At 64.8% G+C, this 17082-nt stretch carries 18 protein-coding genes; 8 read left to right on the top strand and 10 right to left on the bottom strand.

The window, feature by feature from the left end; translation table 11 throughout:
* The first annotated feature begins 6 nt into the window (after positions 1-6).
* Entirely contained in the window at positions 7-717 is a 711-nt protein-coding gene (locus tag AB4Y36_RS25670) for a YceH family protein (RefSeq protein ID WP_368684470.1), read from the top strand.
* 22 nt (positions 718-739) lie between these two features.
* On the top strand, positions 740-1006 hold the full coding sequence (locus tag AB4Y36_RS25675; RefSeq protein WP_368684471.1) for a hypothetical protein: 267 nt from the start codon (positions 740-742) through the stop codon (positions 1004-1006).
* 4 nt (positions 1007-1010) lie between these two features.
* Here AB4Y36_RS25675 and AB4Y36_RS25680 read toward each other — a convergent pair whose 3' ends face one another.
* The 3 genes from AB4Y36_RS25680 to AB4Y36_RS25690 form a co-directional block, all read right to left on the bottom strand.
* Entirely contained in the window at positions 1011-1865 is an 855-nt protein-coding gene (locus tag AB4Y36_RS25680; protein ID WP_069266760.1) for an alpha/beta fold hydrolase, read from the bottom strand.
* A 246-nt stretch (positions 1866-2111) separates the two neighbouring features.
* Positions 2112-2498: an SgcJ/EcaC family oxidoreductase gene (locus AB4Y36_RS25685; protein WP_368684472.1), complete on the bottom strand. Its 387-nt coding sequence runs from the start codon at positions 2496-2498 to the stop codon at positions 2112-2114.
* A gap of 54 nt (positions 2499-2552) precedes the next feature.
* Positions 2553-3596 (bottom strand): D-cysteine desulfhydrase family protein, encoded by a 1044-nt coding sequence (locus AB4Y36_RS25690; protein WP_368684473.1) that lies wholly within the window; start codon positions 3594-3596, stop codon positions 2553-2555.
* A gap of 220 nt (positions 3597-3816) precedes the next feature.
* Here AB4Y36_RS25690 and AB4Y36_RS25695 point away from each other — a divergent pair, with 220 nt between their 5' ends.
* The 6 genes from AB4Y36_RS25695 to AB4Y36_RS25720 all read left to right on the top strand — a co-directional run bounded on the left by AB4Y36_RS25695 (position 3817) and on the right by AB4Y36_RS25720 (position 10149).
* Positions 3817-4026, top strand: coding sequence for a hypothetical protein (locus tag AB4Y36_RS25695; RefSeq protein WP_069266757.1), 210 nt, complete (start codon positions 3817-3819; stop codon positions 4024-4026).
* 273 nt (positions 4027-4299) lie between these two features.
* A complete protein-coding gene (locus tag AB4Y36_RS25700; RefSeq protein WP_342947210.1) occupies positions 4300-4749 on the top strand; it encodes a hemerythrin domain-containing protein in 450 nt (149 codons plus the stop codon).
* 23 nt (positions 4750-4772) lie between these two features.
* On the top strand, positions 4773-5969 hold the full coding sequence (gene ubiM / locus AB4Y36_RS25705; protein WP_368684474.1) for a 5-demethoxyubiquinol-8 5-hydroxylase UbiM: 1197 nt from the start codon (positions 4773-4775) through the stop codon (positions 5967-5969).
* Positions 5970-6414: 445 nt separating this feature from the next.
* Complete coding sequence (locus AB4Y36_RS25710) at positions 6415-7809, top strand: spinster family MFS transporter (RefSeq protein WP_368684475.1); 1395 nt, start codon at positions 6415-6417, stop codon at positions 7807-7809.
* An 80-nt stretch (positions 7810-7889) separates the two neighbouring features.
* The gene (locus tag AB4Y36_RS25715) at positions 7890-9032 is read left to right on the top strand and encodes a porin (protein WP_342947213.1); all 1143 of its coding nucleotides are present in this window, start codon (positions 7890-7892) and stop codon (positions 9030-9032) included.
* 118 nt (positions 9033-9150) lie between these two features.
* On the top strand, positions 9151-10149 hold the full coding sequence (locus tag AB4Y36_RS25720; RefSeq protein WP_368684476.1) for a GntR family transcriptional regulator: 999 nt from the start codon (positions 9151-9153) through the stop codon (positions 10147-10149).
* Between the two features lie 76 nt (positions 10150-10225).
* Here AB4Y36_RS25720 and AB4Y36_RS25725 read toward each other — a convergent pair whose 3' ends face one another.
* The 7 genes from AB4Y36_RS25725 to AB4Y36_RS25755 all read right to left on the bottom strand — a co-directional run bounded on the left by AB4Y36_RS25725 (position 10226) and on the right by AB4Y36_RS25755 (position 16957).
* Positions 10226-11560 carry a 3-hydroxyacyl-CoA dehydrogenase NAD-binding domain-containing protein gene (locus AB4Y36_RS25725; protein WP_368684477.1) on the bottom strand — a complete coding sequence of 445 codons (1335 nt, stop codon included), beginning with the start codon at positions 11558-11560 and terminating at the stop codon, positions 10226-10228.
* A 24-nt stretch (positions 11561-11584) separates the two neighbouring features.
* On the bottom strand, positions 11585-12388 hold the full coding sequence (locus AB4Y36_RS25730; protein WP_069266750.1) for a crotonase/enoyl-CoA hydratase family protein: 804 nt from the start codon (positions 12386-12388) through the stop codon (positions 11585-11587).
* A gap of 31 nt (positions 12389-12419) precedes the next feature.
* A complete protein-coding gene (locus AB4Y36_RS25735) occupies positions 12420-13406 on the bottom strand; it encodes a 2Fe-2S iron-sulfur cluster-binding protein (protein WP_368684478.1) in 987 nt (328 codons plus the stop codon).
* A gap of 67 nt (positions 13407-13473) precedes the next feature.
* The gene (locus tag AB4Y36_RS25740) at positions 13474-14721 is read right to left on the bottom strand and encodes a Rieske 2Fe-2S domain-containing protein (RefSeq protein ID WP_368617075.1); all 1248 of its coding nucleotides are present in this window, start codon (positions 14719-14721) and stop codon (positions 13474-13476) included.
* A 2-nt stretch (positions 14722-14723) separates the two neighbouring features.
* Positions 14724-15728, bottom strand: coding sequence for an amidohydrolase family protein (locus AB4Y36_RS25745; protein ID WP_069266748.1), 1005 nt, complete (start codon positions 15726-15728; stop codon positions 14724-14726).
* Between the two features lie 69 nt (positions 15729-15797).
* Positions 15798-16175: a RidA family protein gene (locus tag AB4Y36_RS25750; protein WP_069266747.1), complete on the bottom strand. Its 378-nt coding sequence runs from the start codon at positions 16173-16175 to the stop codon at positions 15798-15800.
* A gap of 38 nt (positions 16176-16213) precedes the next feature.
* Positions 16214-16957: a GntR family transcriptional regulator gene (locus AB4Y36_RS25755; RefSeq protein ID WP_368684479.1), complete on the bottom strand. Its 744-nt coding sequence runs from the start codon at positions 16955-16957 to the stop codon at positions 16214-16216.
* Positions 16958-17082 lie beyond the last annotated feature (125 nt).

Genomic DNA, 17082 nt, shown 5'->3' on the forward strand with positions numbered 1-17082 from the left:
CTGCCCATGAATTCTCCTGCCGATGCTTCCTCGCCGCGCGCATTGCGCGCGCTCTCGCCGATCGAGGCGCGTATCGTCGGCGTGCTGGTCGAAAAGCAGCACACGGTGCCCGACACCTATCCGCTCTCGCTCAACGCACTCACGCTCGGCTGCAACCAGAAGACCGCGCGCACGCCGGTCATGAACGTGAGCGAAGCCGAAGTGCTGGCCGCCATCGAAGACCTCAAGCTGTTGAGCCTGGTGTTCGAAGGCAGCAGCAGCCGCGTGCCGCGCTTCGAGCACAACCTGAACCGCGTGCTCGGCGTGCCGAGCCAGGCCGTTGCGCTCCTGACGGTGCTGCTGCTGCGCGGCGCACAGACGGCCGCGGAATTGCGCCTGAACTCGTCGCGCCTGCACGGGTTCGCCGACGTCTCTTCGGTCGAAGGCTTCCTCGAAGAACTGGCCGAACGCGAGCCGCCGCTCGTCGTGAAGCTGCCGCGCGCGCCGGGCGAGCGCGAAAGCCGCTGGATGCATCTGATGTGCGGCGAGGTCAACACGGCAAGTTTCATCGCCGCGGGGACCATCGCTCCCGGGGCGCGCGAGGAGGCCGGCGAGAGCGTTTCGCTCGCGGACTTCGAAGCAGTACGCGCCGAACAGCAGCGTCTCGCCGATGAAGTCGCGCGCCTGCAAACGCTCGTCGCTCGCATGGCCGCCGAGTTGGGCATGTCGCTCGACTGAGCGCCTTCGCCTCCGTCGCGCCATGGACGCCGCCGCATCCACCGCCCAGCGCCTGCGCCAGGTGCGCGACCTGCCATGCCCGCGCGGCTTGCCGCTCATCGGCAATCTGCATCAGCTGAATGCGCCCAAACTGCATCGTGTGCTCGAACAGTGGGCGGAGGAACCTTCGATGATCGAGGAAAACACGGCGTTCGCGATGGTGCCGAATCGCATGCCGGTGCGGCTGGAATTGCGGCCAACGGTTGAGTCGCCTCGACCACAGGCGACCTATCAACCGGGCCGTGACTGAAGTCTCAGCCTTGCGTGATGAAGGTATGGACGTGGGTGTTGAAGAGGTCGGGGTGCGTGCCGTTCATGCCGTGCGTGGCGCCCTTGATCGTGACGCGGCGCGCGAACTCGATCCACTCGTCCAGCGCTTCGACGTTGTTGCGGAACATGAGCGGGCTGCGCTGGCCGTCGATCAGCAGTGTGCGGCACTTGATCTCGCCCGCGGCGCGCGGCGCATACGGCGGCAGCGGGTCCTGCAACTGCTTGGGCAGTGTCGTGGCGTTGGCGATGGCCATCTGGCGAAACGCCGCCGAGCCTTTCTTCCACGCGCCCGGCACGCTCACGGAGTCGACGAACAACTCGAGCCCCGCTTCGACTTCGCCGGCATGGATGAGGTCGGCCGCGCGCGTGCGCAGTGCGTTGGTGGCAGGGGGCAGCGCGGCTTCGTCGTCGTCCACGCGCGAGAGCGGGCCGCCCGGGTCGGCCAGCACCAGCGTGCGCACGAGGCGCGGATAGCGGCGCGCCAGATGCCACGCCACACAGCCGCCACGCGAATGTCCCACGAGGTGCACCGATTCGAGACCCAGCGCGGCGATGAAATCGGCCAACTCGGTGACGTGGCTCTCCCAGCCGAAATCGCCTTGGATACAGGCGTCGGCCGCGGGCCAGTAATGGCTCAGGCTCGGCGCGATGCAGCGAAAATGCTCCGACAGGCCGTTGAGCTGCGGCATCCAGTAGCGGTAATCGCAGAGCGATCCGTGGACGAACAGCAGCGGCTCGCCATCGCCGCGCTCCAGGAACGGCAGGGCAATGCCCGAGTGCAACGTCGCGTACGACAGGTCGGGCACAGCAAGTAGGGAGGGATCGATGCGTTGGTTCAAGGAGTGGCTCCGAGCGTATGAGCGTCACTTTGCCGCAACCGAACGATTAAGGGAAACTCAATAAACTGAAGGAATCGATAAGCTTTTCTGATTCGAAAAAGGGACGTAACGCTGCGAGGCCCGTCGCGCGGGGCGGTTCTCTTTCAGCGGTGAAAGCAAGCGGGTGCGCCCGCGCCGCCGGCGGCCTGGAGCGCGGCGGCAGGATCGTGGTTTGTAGCGGCGCCGACCGCGTTCGCGGCGGGGAATTTACGCCTTAGGCGCCACGAGATTGGCGTCACGCGCGAGCAGCCAGCGTCCGCTCGCGTCCTTGCGCACCAGCGTGAGCGTGTAGCCTGCACGGCGTATGGGCTGGGGCGCGCCCGGCGGCGTAATGGTTATATCGATGCGATTGCGCAGAAAGGCCCAATCGCCCAGCACCTGCAGTTCCACGATCTCAGCCGTGCCCTCTATGCGCATGTCTTGCTGCGCTTGCGAGGCCGCCGCGAACTCGGCCTTGCCGAACGGCTCCTGGCCGGGCACCGTGAACACCACGTCGTCGGTCATCAGGCTCAGGACTTTGGCCGTGTCGCCGGCGCGGCTGGCCTCCATCCAGGTTTGCACCAGCTCTCGAATGGCACGTTCGTCATCGGTCATCGTGGACTCCCTCGTCGTTCAGTTCGACGATTCTAGAATGCGGCGCGCGACGCATCAGAATGCACTGCGATAAGCAAACAGGCCCGGCAAGCCGCCAGTCATGACGAAGAGGACGTTCTCGCCGCGTGCAAGGCGCCCCGATCGCGCGGCGTGCACGAGACCCGCGAACGCCTTGCCGCCGTACACGGGGTCGATCAGCAGGCCTTCTTTCGAAGCGACGAGACGCACGGCCTCGCGCATCGCGTCGGTTGGAATGCCGTAGCCTTCGCCGAGCTGGGCTTCGTCGATCACGATCGAGCGGCCCTCGATGCGCCGCGCCTGATCGATCAGCTCGAGCGTCTTGCCGGCCTTTTCGAACGTTGCGGCGTGGGCCTGCCCGGCCTTCGCCAGCACGGTGTACGCAAGCACGAGGCTCGGGTCGATGCCCAAGGCCGCGAAGCCGGCGGCGAGCCCTGCGTGCATGCCGCCGCTGCCGTTCGGCACGACGACGCGTGCGAAGCTCAAACCCTGTGCATGGGCCTGCGTCATGATTTCCGCGGCGCACGCCGCGTACCCCAGACATCCGACCGGGCTCGATCCGCCCAGCGGGCACACGTAGACCTTGCGGCCCTGGGCGCGCAGCTCGTCGGCGCGGGCCTGGGCGAACTCCAGTGCGTTGGCCGTGCCGGGCAGGTCGTGCACGCGTGCGCCGAGCAGGTCGTCGAGCAGGATGTTGCCGTTCTCCAGATACTCGAAATCCGCGCGCGGCACGGCTCGCGTGAGCACGAGTTCGCACTGCAGGCCCGCTTGCGCCGCCGCAGCCGCCGTCAAGCGCGCATGGTTCGACTGGCGCGCGCCCACAGTGATGATGGTGTCCGCGGCCGCAGCCAGCGCTTCGCCCATCAGGAACTCCAGCTTGCGCAGCTTGTTGCCGCCGCCGCCGAGGCCAGTCAGATCGTCGCGCTTGACATAGACATTGACGCCCCCCAGTTCGTGGCGTAGCCGCGGCAAGGGCTGGATCGGCGTGGGTCCTTCCAGCAGTGCGCGGCGAGCATGCCGCGAAAGATCGAGCTGATAGGGGGACGCGGCATGCGTCGTGGCATTCGTTACGGTAGTCATCGGGCTCTCGCTGTTTCGCACTCAGGAATGGGAGCGTGGCTGGCGGCATTTGCGTTTGCCAGGCGTCGAATAGTCACCGGGGTACTTCTCGAATAATGCGCAACGCCTCAGGGTTCTCACGTCCACGTAATTCCGTATTGCGTCGCAGCAAGGAGGTTTTTAGACTGATTCTTATCCAGGCAATCGTCGGAGACGATATTCCCACCACGGGAGGCTTCAAATGAATATTTTTCAATCGCCGAGCCAACCATCGAGTCCGAAGCTACACGTATTTGAACAGGAAGGCGGCTGGCACTGGGGTATCACCATAGAGCGTTCGGCAGGCGGCGGGTTCAAGGTCATCGCGTACAGCGAGAAGACTTTCCGCGCCGAAGACGAAGCGCAGTCCGACGGCGACCGCGCCCTCGTCAATCTCGCCGAACTGGTTTGAGCCGCGCGCCGCGCGGCTTCGTGTTTTTACGTCTGCGGCACCTTTTCTCGCATCCTTCCACGTTTGCGGCCCGCGCTCACCGCGCTGCGCCGGAATCGATGTTTCTTTTCGTCTGATCGCTTTGCCTGCATGTGGGCGGGCCGCGTCCATCGGCCTCACCGACCGGTCGTGCGACGTTTGCTAAAAATCAGCGCGCAATCTCATGCGCCCGGGTATCTTGAAAAATTGCCCGAGTGGGCTTTCGGACCGTTCCTGAGCGCAGTCACCCCCTTGATGAATTCACCCGCGCCGCGCACCTCGCCGACACTTGCGCCCGATCTGCAACTGGGCGAACCCATGACCGATACGATGCATGCCGAATTCGTCGCGCTGGTCGACGCGCTCGCGTGCGCGAGCGACGAAACCTGGCTCGGCGCGTTCGACGCGTGGGCGGCGCATACGAAGCAGCATTTCGCGCAGGAAGAGGCATGGATGGAGGAGATGAACTTTGGTCCGCGCCATTGTCATGGGAGCCAGCATCGGCACGTCCTGAACGTGGCCCGCGAGGTGCGCAGGCAAGTCGCCGACGAGGGGCGCTTCGACACCGGGCGGCAACTGGTGAGCGAACTGCGCGAATGGTTCGCCTGGCACGTGAAGTCGATGGACGCGCTCATGGTCGAAGCCCTGCGCGAACGCGGCATCGCAACGGCCGATCAGGCCGATCAAACCGATCAACCCGTCTGAATCACATTCCAATCGTTCGGTTCATGCAAGCAGATATCGTAATCGTGGGCGCCGGACCGGTGGGGCTGTGTCTCGCGCGCTCGCTCAGTGGTGTTGGCCTCAAGATCGTCATCGTCGAGCAGCAGTGCCTCGCCGACATCAGCGAGCCGCAGTTCGACGGGCGCGAGATCGCGCTGACCCAGAAGTCGGTGCGCGCGATGCGCAGGTTCGGGCTTTGGGATCTCATTGACCCGCACGCGCGTGCGCCGCTTCGCAGCGCGAGGGTATTCAATGGTCCCTCGCCGGGGGCGCTCGAGATCGGGCACGACCTGAGCGGACACACGGAACTGGGCTGGCTGGTCCCCAATCACCTGATTCGCAAGGCCGCCTACGAGGCGCTGCGGCAAAGCGCGGCGGAGCATGGCGACGTGACGCTGCTGGCAGCGCAACAGGTCAGCGCGGTGAACGCCGGTGAGGATCAGGCGAGCGTGACACTGGAGAGGGGTGAAACGCTCTCAGCGAAGTTGATCGTCGCGGCGGACAGCCGCTTCTCGTCTACGCGCAAGATGATGGGCATTGCTGCCAACATGCACGATTTCGGCAAGGCTATGCTGGTTTGCCGCATGACACACGAAGCGCCTCACGAGCACGCCGCGTGGGAATGGTTCGGCTACGATCAGACGCTCGCGTTGCTGCCCATGAACGCGGAGCGCTCGACGAACGCGCATCAGTCGTCGGTCGTACTCACGCTGCCCGTGGGCCACGTCAACGAGATCGCCGCGCTTGCGCCCGACGCATTCGCGCGCCATATCGAGGATCGTTTCATGCACAGGTTGGGCGCGATGAAGCTGGCGAGCACGCGGCATGTGTATCCGCTCGTGGCCGTTTATGCGGAGCGCTTCGTCGGCAAACGCTTTGCGGCCGTGGGCGACGCCGCGGTGGGCATGCATCCGGTGACCGCGCATGGATTCAATTTCGGTCTGCTCGGCGTGGAAACATTAGGTAACCGAATCATCGAGGCGCACAAAAGCGGCTTCGATATCTGGGCTCCCTCGGTTTTGCAGCGCTATGAAACCCAGCACCGCCGCGCGACGAAGCCGCTCTATCTCGCGACCCGGTTCATCACTGACGTCTATACGAACAACACCGCGCCCGCGAAACTGGCGCGCGAGTTCATGCTGCGCGCGGCTTCGAAACTGATGCCGTTCAGGAAGGCCATCGCGGCTTCTCTGACCGGCTGACTTCACGCCCCCTCGCGCACATCGACCGCAACGATGCGTTCGAGGGCGGGCACCGCGTTCGCCACACCACTCGTAGCACCTTTGGCGCCAAACATCAAACAGTAAATGGCGCCAGATTGGTGACAAGCTGTTCGATCATGTTCGTTGCGTGCGCAACAAATCGCTGATTGTCGCGTCTCACCCTTTCCATGCGTTACCCGTTTGCCGGCTCGCGCCCGTCTGCGCCTTGGCCAGCGCGCATTTGCGGCTTCCCAGGACTTATCCGGTCGCCGGGACTGCATTGATTAGACGATTCGTCCTAGTGAAAACGAGGATGCCTTTGACGCGAGTTAGCCTTGCGCACCCAAAAAATATGCTACAGAATCCTCAAAAAATCCCACAGACGCTTTGTGGCATACAAACGGCGAGCCGAACATGACGTACGGTTCACCTCGGAGACACCACAATGAAGGAACTGACGGCCCCGAACATCGGAGCGAGGTCCGAAACCGGCTGGTACCGCAGCTGGTTTCTGCTACTCCTCGTTCTGATCTATGCGTCGAGTTTTGTCGACCGGATCATCATCGCGGTCGTCGGCCAGTCGATGAAGATCGAGATGAACCTGAGCGACCTGCAACTCGGGCTGCTGAACGGGCTCGCGTTCTCGATCTTCTATTCGCTGTTGGGCCTGCCGATCGCGCGTCTCGCCGAGCGTTTCAACCGTGTCGTGCTGATCGCGCTTTCTATTGGTGCCTGGTCGGTCATGACGGCGCTGTGCGGCACTGCCGGCGCGTACTGGCAATTGTTGCTCTACCGACTTGGGGTGGGCATTGGCGAGGCCGGCAGCACACCCACCGCGCACTCGCTGATTTCCGACCAGTTTGGCCCGCGCCGCCGCGCGAGCGCGCTCTCCATCTATGCGTTCGGGCCGCCCATCGGCGTGCTTGCCGGCGCGCTAGGCGGCGGCTTGATGGTGCAGCACATGGGCTGGCGCCCGGTGTTCTTCGTGGTCGGCCTCCCGGGACTCATCTTCGGTCTGCTTGCCTGGGTCACGCTGCGCGAACCGAAGCGCGGCGGGGCGGAGGAGGGCGGTGCGCACGCTGCGGCCCCCGTGCCGCCGCTGCGCGATGTGCTCGCCGTTCTGTTCAAGAGCCGCGCCTTCGTGCACATGCTGCTCGGCACCGTGATCGGAGGGTTCGCGCAGTACGGCGTCAACCTGTTCATCCCCGTCTATCTGAACCGCGTGTACGGCCTGAGCTTCGCGCAGGCCGGGCTGATCTTCGGCCTCATGATCGGTGTGGGCGGTTTGCTCGGCAACCCGCTGGGCGGCCTGCTCGCCGACTCGCTGGGCGTGAAGAATCGGCGCTGGTATGCCTGGGTGCCCGCGCTCGGCACGGCGATCGGCTTTCCGCTCGTGGCATTCGGCCTCACCCTCGGGCAATGGCCCGCCGCGGTGGCACTGATCTTCTGCGCCACGATCATGCTGAGCATGTGGAATGGCCCGACCTTCGCCGTCGTGCACGGCATCGTCGAACCGCGCATGCGCGCCACCGCGTCGGCCTGTGTGTTCCTGCTCATGAATCTGGTGGGTCAGGGTTTGGGTCCGACCACTGTAGGATTCCTGAGCGATCACCTTGCGGCACGCCTGTTCACGCAAGGCCAGTTCAAGCTGGTTTGCGCGGCTGGCGGCGCACACGGCCTGCATGGCGCAGTTGCCGCAGGTCAGGGAGTCTTCGCGTCGGCCTGTCACGATGCTTCGGCTCACGGCATTCGTTACGCGATGCTGGCGGTCAGCGTGGCGCTCGGATGGTCGGCTGTCCATTACTTCCTGGCCTCGCGCCACCTCTCTCGCAGCAAGTAGTTCGAAGCCGGCGCCAGCCGATGGGAATACACCAGCAATAAAAGCGGGTGAAAAAGCCCGCAATTTCAGGAGATCGTCAAGTGAAGAAGAAGGTTTTGGCGGGCGCGATAGCGGCCGTGATGGCGGGTGGCGCGCACGCGCAAAGCAGCGTGACGCTGTACGGGATTATCGACAATGGCCTCACCTATGTGAGCAACGCGGGCGGTCATTCGCTCTGGAAAATGGATGACGGCATCAACCAGGCGTCGCGCTGGGGCTTGAAAGGCGTGGAGGATCTGGGGGGCGGACTGAAGGCGATCTTCACGCTGGAGAACGGCTTTTCGCTGAACACCGGCGCCGCGGGCCACGGCGGCGCGTTGTTCGGACGCCGCGCTTTCGTGGGACTGTCGAGCGACAGGTTCGGTACGCTGATCGCCGGCTACGATTACGACTTCATTTACGACTACATCTCCTATTACACGAACGTCGCGCAGTTCGCGCCTTCGTATGCGTTCCACGGCGCCTACGACATTGACCGCCTCGCGGGCGAGCCGGTGAGCAACATGGTGCGCTACGAAACGCCTAACTGGCATGGCTTCGGCGCGGGCGTGATGTACGGCTTCAGCAATATCGCAGGCGCTTTCGGCGGCACGCCGACCGGTAACCCGCGCGTGATTAGCGGCGGCATCAAGTACAGCCCGACCGGCACGTTCAACGCACCGTACTCGATGGCTGCCGTGATCACAAAGACGGACGGCGGCAACGCAACGCGCGGCGTCGGCACGATGGCGCAGGTTGCGCTCGACGCGGAGTCGATCTACACGGTTGCCGTTGGCGGCATGGTGAACCTGAACGATGCGTGGTCGGTCAATGGGTTGTACACGTACACGAATGCGTCGAAGAGCCCGCGTGGTGTCGTCACGGTGAACGCCTACGAGGTCGGCACGAGCTACAGGATCTCGCCGATGCTCACGGTGGGCGGCGGGTTCACTTATGTAGACCAGCACCGCCTTGGCAAGTACGACCTCTACAGCGCCGGCGTGGACTATCACCTTTCGAAACGCACCGACGTCTACATGTTCGGCGTATTCCAGCATGCGTTCGCAGGGCAGAAGTTCGCGGACAGCTTCCTCGTTTCGACGCCGTACTCGGTTCCGGGAGCTGGCGGCTCGCTGTACGGTAACCTCGCATCGACCACGGCCAACCAGCTGGCTATGCAGATCGGTATTCGACACACTTTCTAATCGTTTCGCGACGCGCCGGTAGCTGGATTGAGTTTCTGGGTGCCGGCGCTTTTTTAAGGAATCCTACTCGACCGGTCGGCCGGTTCAAACCGTTTGTCTACATGCCCGCCAGGACCGCATGGACCTGGCGGGCATTCGCGCGCGAAGCACTGGGGGCGCCAAGCCGGGGTACGGAGAATGCCACTCTCTTGCGTGGGTTGAGTTGCTGTCCGCGCGCACGGATGCCCTCCGGCGACTCGATCATTCCCTTTTCATTGGGGTAACACACAGTTGGGCGTTTGGTATACCTGACGGTATCATATGGATTTTAAACGCCATCGGCAGTTGCAAGCCGCCGATATGGCCCTTCGAACCCACTGTCAGCCATTCAATGAGTCTGCCACCCAAACTGAGCCGGTCCGCCGAAATCAAGGCGCTCCTGGAATCGGAAATCGAGCGAGGCGAACTCGTGCCGGGCGCCGCGCTCGACGAGCGCGCGCTCGCCGCGCGCTTCAATGTGTCGCGCACGCCCATTCGCGAGGCGCTGCAGCAGCTTGCCGCGCAGCAGTATGTGCAGATCGTGCCGCGCCAGGGCGTGTTCGTGACAAAGATGACGGTCCCGCAGCTGCGGAACATGCTTGAACTGCTGCACGAGCTGGAAGCCGTTTCGGCGCGCCTGGCCGCCCGCCGCATGAACGACGAGCAGCGCGTGGAACTGCAGCGCACGATCGACGAAGGCGTGGAAGCGCTGAACCAGAGCGACGCCCGCCGTTTTGCGCGCAGCAATGCCGAATTCCATGAGGTGATCTGTCAGGCCTGCCACAACGACTACCTGGCCGAGCAGATCCGGGCGATTCGCCGCCTGATTTCACGCTATCGCCCCAAGTTGTTTCTGGCGCCGAGCCGCCGGGAGAAGGTGATCGCCGACCACCAGCGCCTCGCGCAAGCGCTGCTTTCGGGCGACGAGGCGACCGCCGAGGAAGTCATGGCGCAGCATTCGCCGGGCGGCGACGCGGGCTTCTCGGAGTTCCTCGCCACCTTGCCGGCCGAGTTCTTCAACGACGCGCCGATGAGCCACGCGCGCGAAACGGCTTCGGCCGAGGCCGGGTCGCTCGACGCCGAGCAGGGCGAAGAGTGAAAGCGTCGCCCGTTCGGCCGGGCGCCGGAACGGCCGCCGTGCGCGTACGCGCGGCGGCTGCGGGACAGCGGTTGCATCAAAGATCGCCGAAGCGGCCGTTCTCCGCCGCGAGCTTTTCCAGGAGCGGTGCGGGCTTCCACCAGTAGCCATACTCCTCATGGAGCCGCTGGATGTCGCGATAGACGTTCGCCAGGCCGATCTGGTCTGCGTAGTACATCGGGCCGCCGCGGTGCGCGGGAAAGCCGTAGCCCGTCACGTAAACTACGTCGATGTCGCTCGCACGCAGCGCGATACCCTGTTCCAGCAGCCTCGCGCCTTCGTTGATCATGCCGTACACGCAGCGCTTGACGACTTCCCCGGCGGATATCGGGCGGCGGGTAATGCCCATGCGTTCCGATTCCTCTACGATGAAGCGCTCCAGTTCTTCGTCGCGCTGCGGCTCGCGGCTGCCCGCCTCGTAGCGATACCAGCCCTTGCCGCTTTTCTGGCCGAGCCGGCCCATTTCCACGAGCTTCATGATGAGATCGTTCCAGCGGCGGTCGGTGGGACGTGTCGCCATCTGCGCCTTGCGCGTCTGGTAGCCCACGTCGTTGCCGGCCATGTCGTGCACGGCGAAGATGCCCATCGCGTAGCCGAACGCCTTGAGCGCCGCATCCACTTCGTGCGGCAGCGCGCCGTCTTCGACAAGAAAGTGCGCTTCGCGGTTGTAGTTGCGAAAGAGCGCATTGCCGATAAAGCCCGGATAGATGCGCGAGAGCACCGACACTTTGCCCATGCGGCGGCCCAGATCCATGAGCGTGGCGATCACGTCGTCGGCGGTTTGCGCGGCGCGCACGACTTCGAGCAGGCGCATGACGTGCGCGGGGCTGAAGAAGTGCGCGCCCACCACGTCGGAGGGGCGCTTCGTAACGGCGGCGATCTCGTCGATGTCGAGGCCCGAGGTGTTGGTGGCGAGGACGGCGCCCGGCTTCGCGTGCACGTCCAGCTCGCGGAAGATGCCCTGCTTGAGCGCGAGGTCTTCGAATACGGCCTCGATCACGATGTCGGCGTTCTTCACGTCGGCGATCGAGAGGGAGCTCGTGATGCACGCGAGACGCTCGTCGCGCACGGCGGCGTCGAGCTTGCCGCGCTTCACGCTGTTTTCGTAGTTGTCGCGAATGCGGGCGAGGCCGCGCGCGAGGCTTTCCTCGTTCGCGTCGATCAGCGTCACGGGGATGCCCGCGGCGGCCAGCGCCATCGCAATGCCGCCACCCATCGTGCCTGCGCCGATCACGGCGGCCTGCGCGACCGGGCGCGGCGCAGCGTCGCCGACCGGGATTTGCGCGGCTGTCTTCTCGGCAGCCTTCACGTGCGCGAGCGCCGCTTCGCGCGCGACCGCTTCCTGCGGATTCAGTTCGTTTGATGCATTCATGATTCGTTGCGCCTCACGCTGTCGTTATGCCGTGGTCTTGCGGGTGTCGGGGCGCTCGAGCGGCTTCGCCTTGCCATCCACGAACGCCTGCAGGCGCTTCGCGGTTTCGGGCGAGCGCGCCATATTCGAGCTCATGTATTCAAGGAAGAGGCCGTCCTCGTGCGAAAGATCGTTCACGCGCGGCAGCAGGTTGGTGATGCGCCAGTTCGTATCGGGCGCGTTCTGGGCGATTTTCGCGGCCAGCTCCTTCGCCTTGGCGAGCGCTTCGCCCGGCGGCGTGAGATACGTGATGACGTGCTCGCGTAAGCCTTCTTCGGCCGAGAGCAGGCGCCCCGTGAGCATGAGGTCGGCCATGACCGTGTAGCCGATCACGCGCTGAATGCGCACCGTGCCGCCGCCGCCCACGAAGATGCCGCGCTGGCCTTCGGGCAGGCCGAAGAACGCTGTCGAGTCGCCCACGCGCACGTGGGCCGCCGTCGCGAGCTCGAGGCCGCCACCCACCACGGCGCCGTGCAGCGCCGCGACGAAAGGAATCGGTCCGCGCGCAATGATGTCGAACACTTCGTGCCATGAGTGGCGGCGGCGCTTGCGCGGGGCCGCGGTCTCACCGGTTGCGCGCGCAAGCGCTTCGCGCAGGTCAAGACCCGCGCTGAAATTGCCGCCGTGCCCGAACAGCACGCCAACGTCGGCTTCTTCGCCCGCGCGCATGACGGCGGCGCGCAGTTGGGCGATCACGTCTTCGTTGATCGCGTTGCGCTTGTCAGGGCGGTTCAGGCCGATCAGGGCGACCGGGCCGTCGAGTTCATAAGTAACCAGGATTTTGCTCATTCTGGATTCCGCTTGAATTGCGTGGAAAGTGTTAGAGGTCGAGCACGAGGCGGCCGCTCTTGCAACGCGACACGCAAACCTGCATGACCTTGCCGCTGGCCTTGTCCGCCTCGGAGAGATAGACGTCGCGATGCTCGATCTCGCCGCTGCTCACTTTGGTCGTGCACAGTCCGCAGTAGCCGGCGCGGCAGTCGTACATCACGTCGGCGCCGTTTTCGATCAGCGTATCGAGCAGAGACTTGTCGGCGGGCACCGTGAAGCATTTGCCCGATGACTTCAGTTCGACTTCGAATGCGGCGTCGCCTTCGTGCGCCACGGCCTCGGCAAACAGCTCGTAGTGCAGATCACATTCATGCCAGCCGCGCTGGCGCGCCGCTGAAAGCACCGCTTCGATCATGCCCGCCGGTCCGCACACGTAGATCGGCTGGTTCACCTGAGCGCCGTCGAGCAACGCGTCGACCGAGAGGCGCGTGGCCGGATCGTCGTCGGCGTGCAGCACGAGCCTTTTGCCCGCGAGCGCGCGGAGTTCATCGACGAAGGGCAGCGCCTCGAGCGTGCGGCCGCTGAAATGCAGCTCGAATTCGCGTTGCTGTGCGGCGAGGGCGCTGGCCATCGAGACGATCGGCGTGATGCCGATGCCGCCCGCGACGAGCAGCACGCGCGGCGGCGCGGCGAGCCGGAAATGGTTGACCGGCGCGCGCACGTTGAGCGTGGCGCCCACTTCCAGCGCATGCATGTGGCGCGAGCCGCCGCGGCCTTCGTCCTCGCGGCGGATGCCGAGCCGGTAGGCCGGAACGCCACCGCGAGGATCGACGGACGGATCGAGATGGATCAGCGAATACGAACGCCACTGCGGTACGCCGCCCGTCGGGGACGGGATCTCGACCTGAAGGTGCGCGCCAGGCTCGAAGCCGGGCAGCAACGCGCCGTCGGCCGCTTCGAGCGTATACGACTTGATGAGCGAAGTCGGGGTGTCGATCGCCGCGACGCGCAGCGTGAGCAGCAGGGGAGCAAGCATCGAAGTCATTCCGGAGATACGGTGTTATGCGGGTGTAATTCGGTGGCTTACGTAGGATTGCATACGATTACGTGGCATCGGTCAGCGAACGCCAGTCCGAACCGACCGGCAGCACGCCGCCGATCGAGATCGCGCGCGAGTAGTCGAGTTCGGGGTTGTCGGCGAGCGTGGGCGTCTTGCCGGCCATGAACTCGCGTGCCGACTTGAGCAGCAGCCCGCGCACGCGCAGCACGGCGCCGTCGGCGGAGCAGAGTTGCTCGGTGGTGCGGTCCGCAATCGGGCCCTGGCCGAGGAACATCGCGAAGTCTTCGGTCCCCAGGTGCTGGTGAAAGCCGGTGGCGTGGCCGCGCTTCATGAGGTCGCGGTTCTGCCCGAAGCCGGTTTCGCGCGTTCCCGGCGGCAGCGGCGGGAAGTTCCACACATCCGGCGTAGCCGACATCACCGTCATGCCGAGCTTGCGCGTAGGGTTGAAGTGCACGAACCAGGCGCGGTGCGTGACGTCATCCACGGGCGTGGAGAAGAACACCGTGCTCGGCCCGTTCGAGTCCGGCGCGCAGATGATGCCGTACCACGGCATCACGAAATTGTTGACGCGTGCATAGACCTTTTCGTCGGGCAAATCGCGTAGCGCGGCGTAGCGATAGCCGTATGGCCGGTCCTCGAACTCGAGGCGTGGCGCGAGCGCTTTCGTCATGTGCATGCGTTCGTTGCCGCCACCAGCCGTGATCTGCGTGGTCGATTCGTGCAGCACGCCCACGTGCGACGAATCCATCGACGCCTCGACGCCCTGCACCCAGTTGGTCGGCACTTCGACGCAGGTGACCGAGCGCTGCCCGGCGGGCAGCTGAGTGAACGGCAGGTCGGGGAAGCGCGGCGGCCCGGCGTTCTCGCCGCCCTTGCCGAGCCATATCCAGACGATGCCGCCGCGCTCCTCCACGCCGTACTGACTCGTCTTCACGCGCTTGCAGAACTGCGCCTGGTCGCCGACCTGGTTCGGCGCTTCGACCACCTGGCCTTCCACGTTCACCTTCCAGCCGTGGAAAATGCAGCGCAAGCCGTTATTCTCGTTGCGCGCCATCATCATCGAGGTCTTGCGGTGCGGGCAAAGCTCGTCGATCACGCCGGCCTTGCCGTCGGTGCCGCGAAACGCCACGTAGTTCGAGCCAAGCAGGCGAACCAGCACGGGCGCGCCATCCGCTTCGAGCTTCGCCGACGGCACGGCAGGGATCCAGTAATGCTGGCGGATCATCTCGCCCATCGGCGCGCCGTTTTCGACGCGCGTGAGCAGATCGTTTTCTTCAGCGGTCATGGCCATGTTCAGGCCTCCTGATAGTGGCGGAACGCACGCGGATAGACGCGCTGGCAATTGCACTCGAACACGTTCCTGCGTTGTTCCTCGGTGAGCCACTCGATGCTTTCGATCACCGGCTTCATGTCGTCGTAGTCGCGGCCCGAGATCGGGTCGCGCGCGCTGCCCGTGCCCGGCTTTTCGGTTCCGAACAGCACGTTGTCGGTGCCGGCCACCTTGAGCAGCAGCTCGATCGAATCTTTCGAGTAGTTGCAGGTGTCGAAGTAGAGCTTGCGCAGTTGTTCGTCGAAAGTCTGTGGATGATTGCGGCGCACGGCCCACGAACGGAAGCGGCCCATCTGGTAGGGAATCGCGCCGCCGCCGTGGCCCACCACGATCTTCAGGTTCGGGAACTTCTGGAACACGTCCGATTCGAGCAGCGAAATGACCGCGATGTTTTCTTCGTTGATGAACTTCAGCGTGTACGACTCGCGCGGGCTGCAACTGCCGGCCGAGTGGATCAGTGCGGGCACGTCGAGCGCCGTCATCGTTTCATAGAGCGGATACCAGAACGGATCGCCGAGGCCGGCCGGCGCGGGGCCCTCGCCTTCGGTCGGATCGGGGTTCAGCAGCGTGCCGACGAAGCCCAGTTCATTCACGCAGCGCTTCAGTTCGGCCACGCATTTTTCGGCGGGCGATTCGTTCATGAACTGCGGCAGGCCGGCCACGCCACGGAAGCGGTCCGGGAACATGTCGACGAAGCGCTTGATCAGGTCGTTGCAGTGACGCGTCCACAGCTCGGTCACGCGCGCCGGCTTCACCGAATGCATTTGCAGGTAGGGGCGCGGCGAGATGAACTGAACGTCGGTGCCGACGGCGTCCATGCTGCGCACGAGTTCCTCGGCCTGCTTGCGCACCGCTTCATCCGGGATGTTCGGGTTGGTCGACGGGTTGGCGCGGCCGCCAACGAGCTCCGCCATGTAGCGGAAGCTTTGCGGTGGCATGACGACGTGGGCGTGGGAGTCGATGATCACGTTGGAACCTTTTTCAATGAATGGAGGGATGCGCTGCGTTGCTTGACGTTGGTGGTGGAGGCCGCGCGTTCAGGGCGCGACGGCCATTGCTTCGAGCTGAAGAGCCATGCCGTGCTGCAGGTCGTGCACGACGATATGGCGTGCGGGCCGCTGCGCCGGGTCGGGCCAGAAGGCGAGCCAGTGCGCGTTGATGTGTTCGCGCACGCTATCGTCTTTCACATAGACGGTGAGTTTCACGACGTCCGCGAGCGTCGCACCGCCTGCGTCGAGAAAGCGCTCGAGGTTGTCGAACGCGAGGCGGGCCTGGTCGGCGGGGCCGGCGGCGAGCTTGCCGGTGGCCGGGTCCTTGCCGGCGATCGCCGACGAGCACAGCACGTTGGCCACGCGGGCGCCCACCGGAATCGGGGCGTTATGCGAGAGGCCTGGGACGTCGATGGAGCGGGGCATGGTGTCTCCGTATGGATTATTCAGGATGACTGGATATCTCAGTCGGTGCCGAAGTCGAAGAAGTGGCGTGGCACGGCGGCGAGGAATTCGGAAAAGCCGGTCGTGCCCGCGGGAACGTGACGCCGCATCACCTCGGCGGCTTTCGCTTCGTCACCGGCCTGGATGGCGCGCGCGATCTCGAAGTGCTCCTGGAGCGAGCGGCTGATCTGGCTGCGGTTGCGCAGGTCGGCCACGCGGTAGCGCGCCGACTGGCGGCGCGCGGCGCGAATCTGGTCGGCGAGGCACTCGTTGCGGCTGCCTTCGTAGATCGTGTCGTGAAAAAGCGCATTGGCGCGTGCGTACTCGCCGGCGTCGCCTTCCACTGCGGCCTGCTGGCACGCCATCAGCGCTCGGTCGAGCGCCTCGCGCAGGGTGTCGCTCGCGCGCCTTGCGCAAAAGCGTGCGCACAGCGCCTCCAGTTCCCCGATGTACTCCAGCATCGAGCGCACCTTGGCGATCGACAGCCGCGCCACGGTCATGCCCTGGCGCGGCGAGATCATCACCAGCTCGCGCGCCGCGAGATGCTGAAGCGCTTCGCGCACCGGCGTGCGCGACACGTTGAAGCGCGCAGCGAGCGCACGCTCGTCGATCGGCATGCCCGGCGCGAGCTGGCCAGTTTCGATCTCGGCCTGAAGCGTCTCGCGAATGTCGTTCGCGAGACTCGCTCGCATACGGGGCGCGGCTGCCGGATGGGCGGGCGCTGCGCCGTCGCGTTCGGCGGTCAGGTCGGCTACAGGTTTCATGGAAAGGACGGTCGTTGGGGTTCGGATGGCTTAAATATACCAATATGATGTTGTGGCATTCAAGTCGGCGTTTTTCTTATACGGTCGCGCCGTTTGCTGGATGTACGTCGAGCGACAATTAAAAG

Origin of the sequence: Paraburkholderia sp. BR10936 (genome assembly GCF_040965735.1) — a bacterium.
GTDB lineage: Bacteria > Pseudomonadota > Gammaproteobacteria > Burkholderiales > Burkholderiaceae > Paraburkholderia > Paraburkholderia nodosa_A.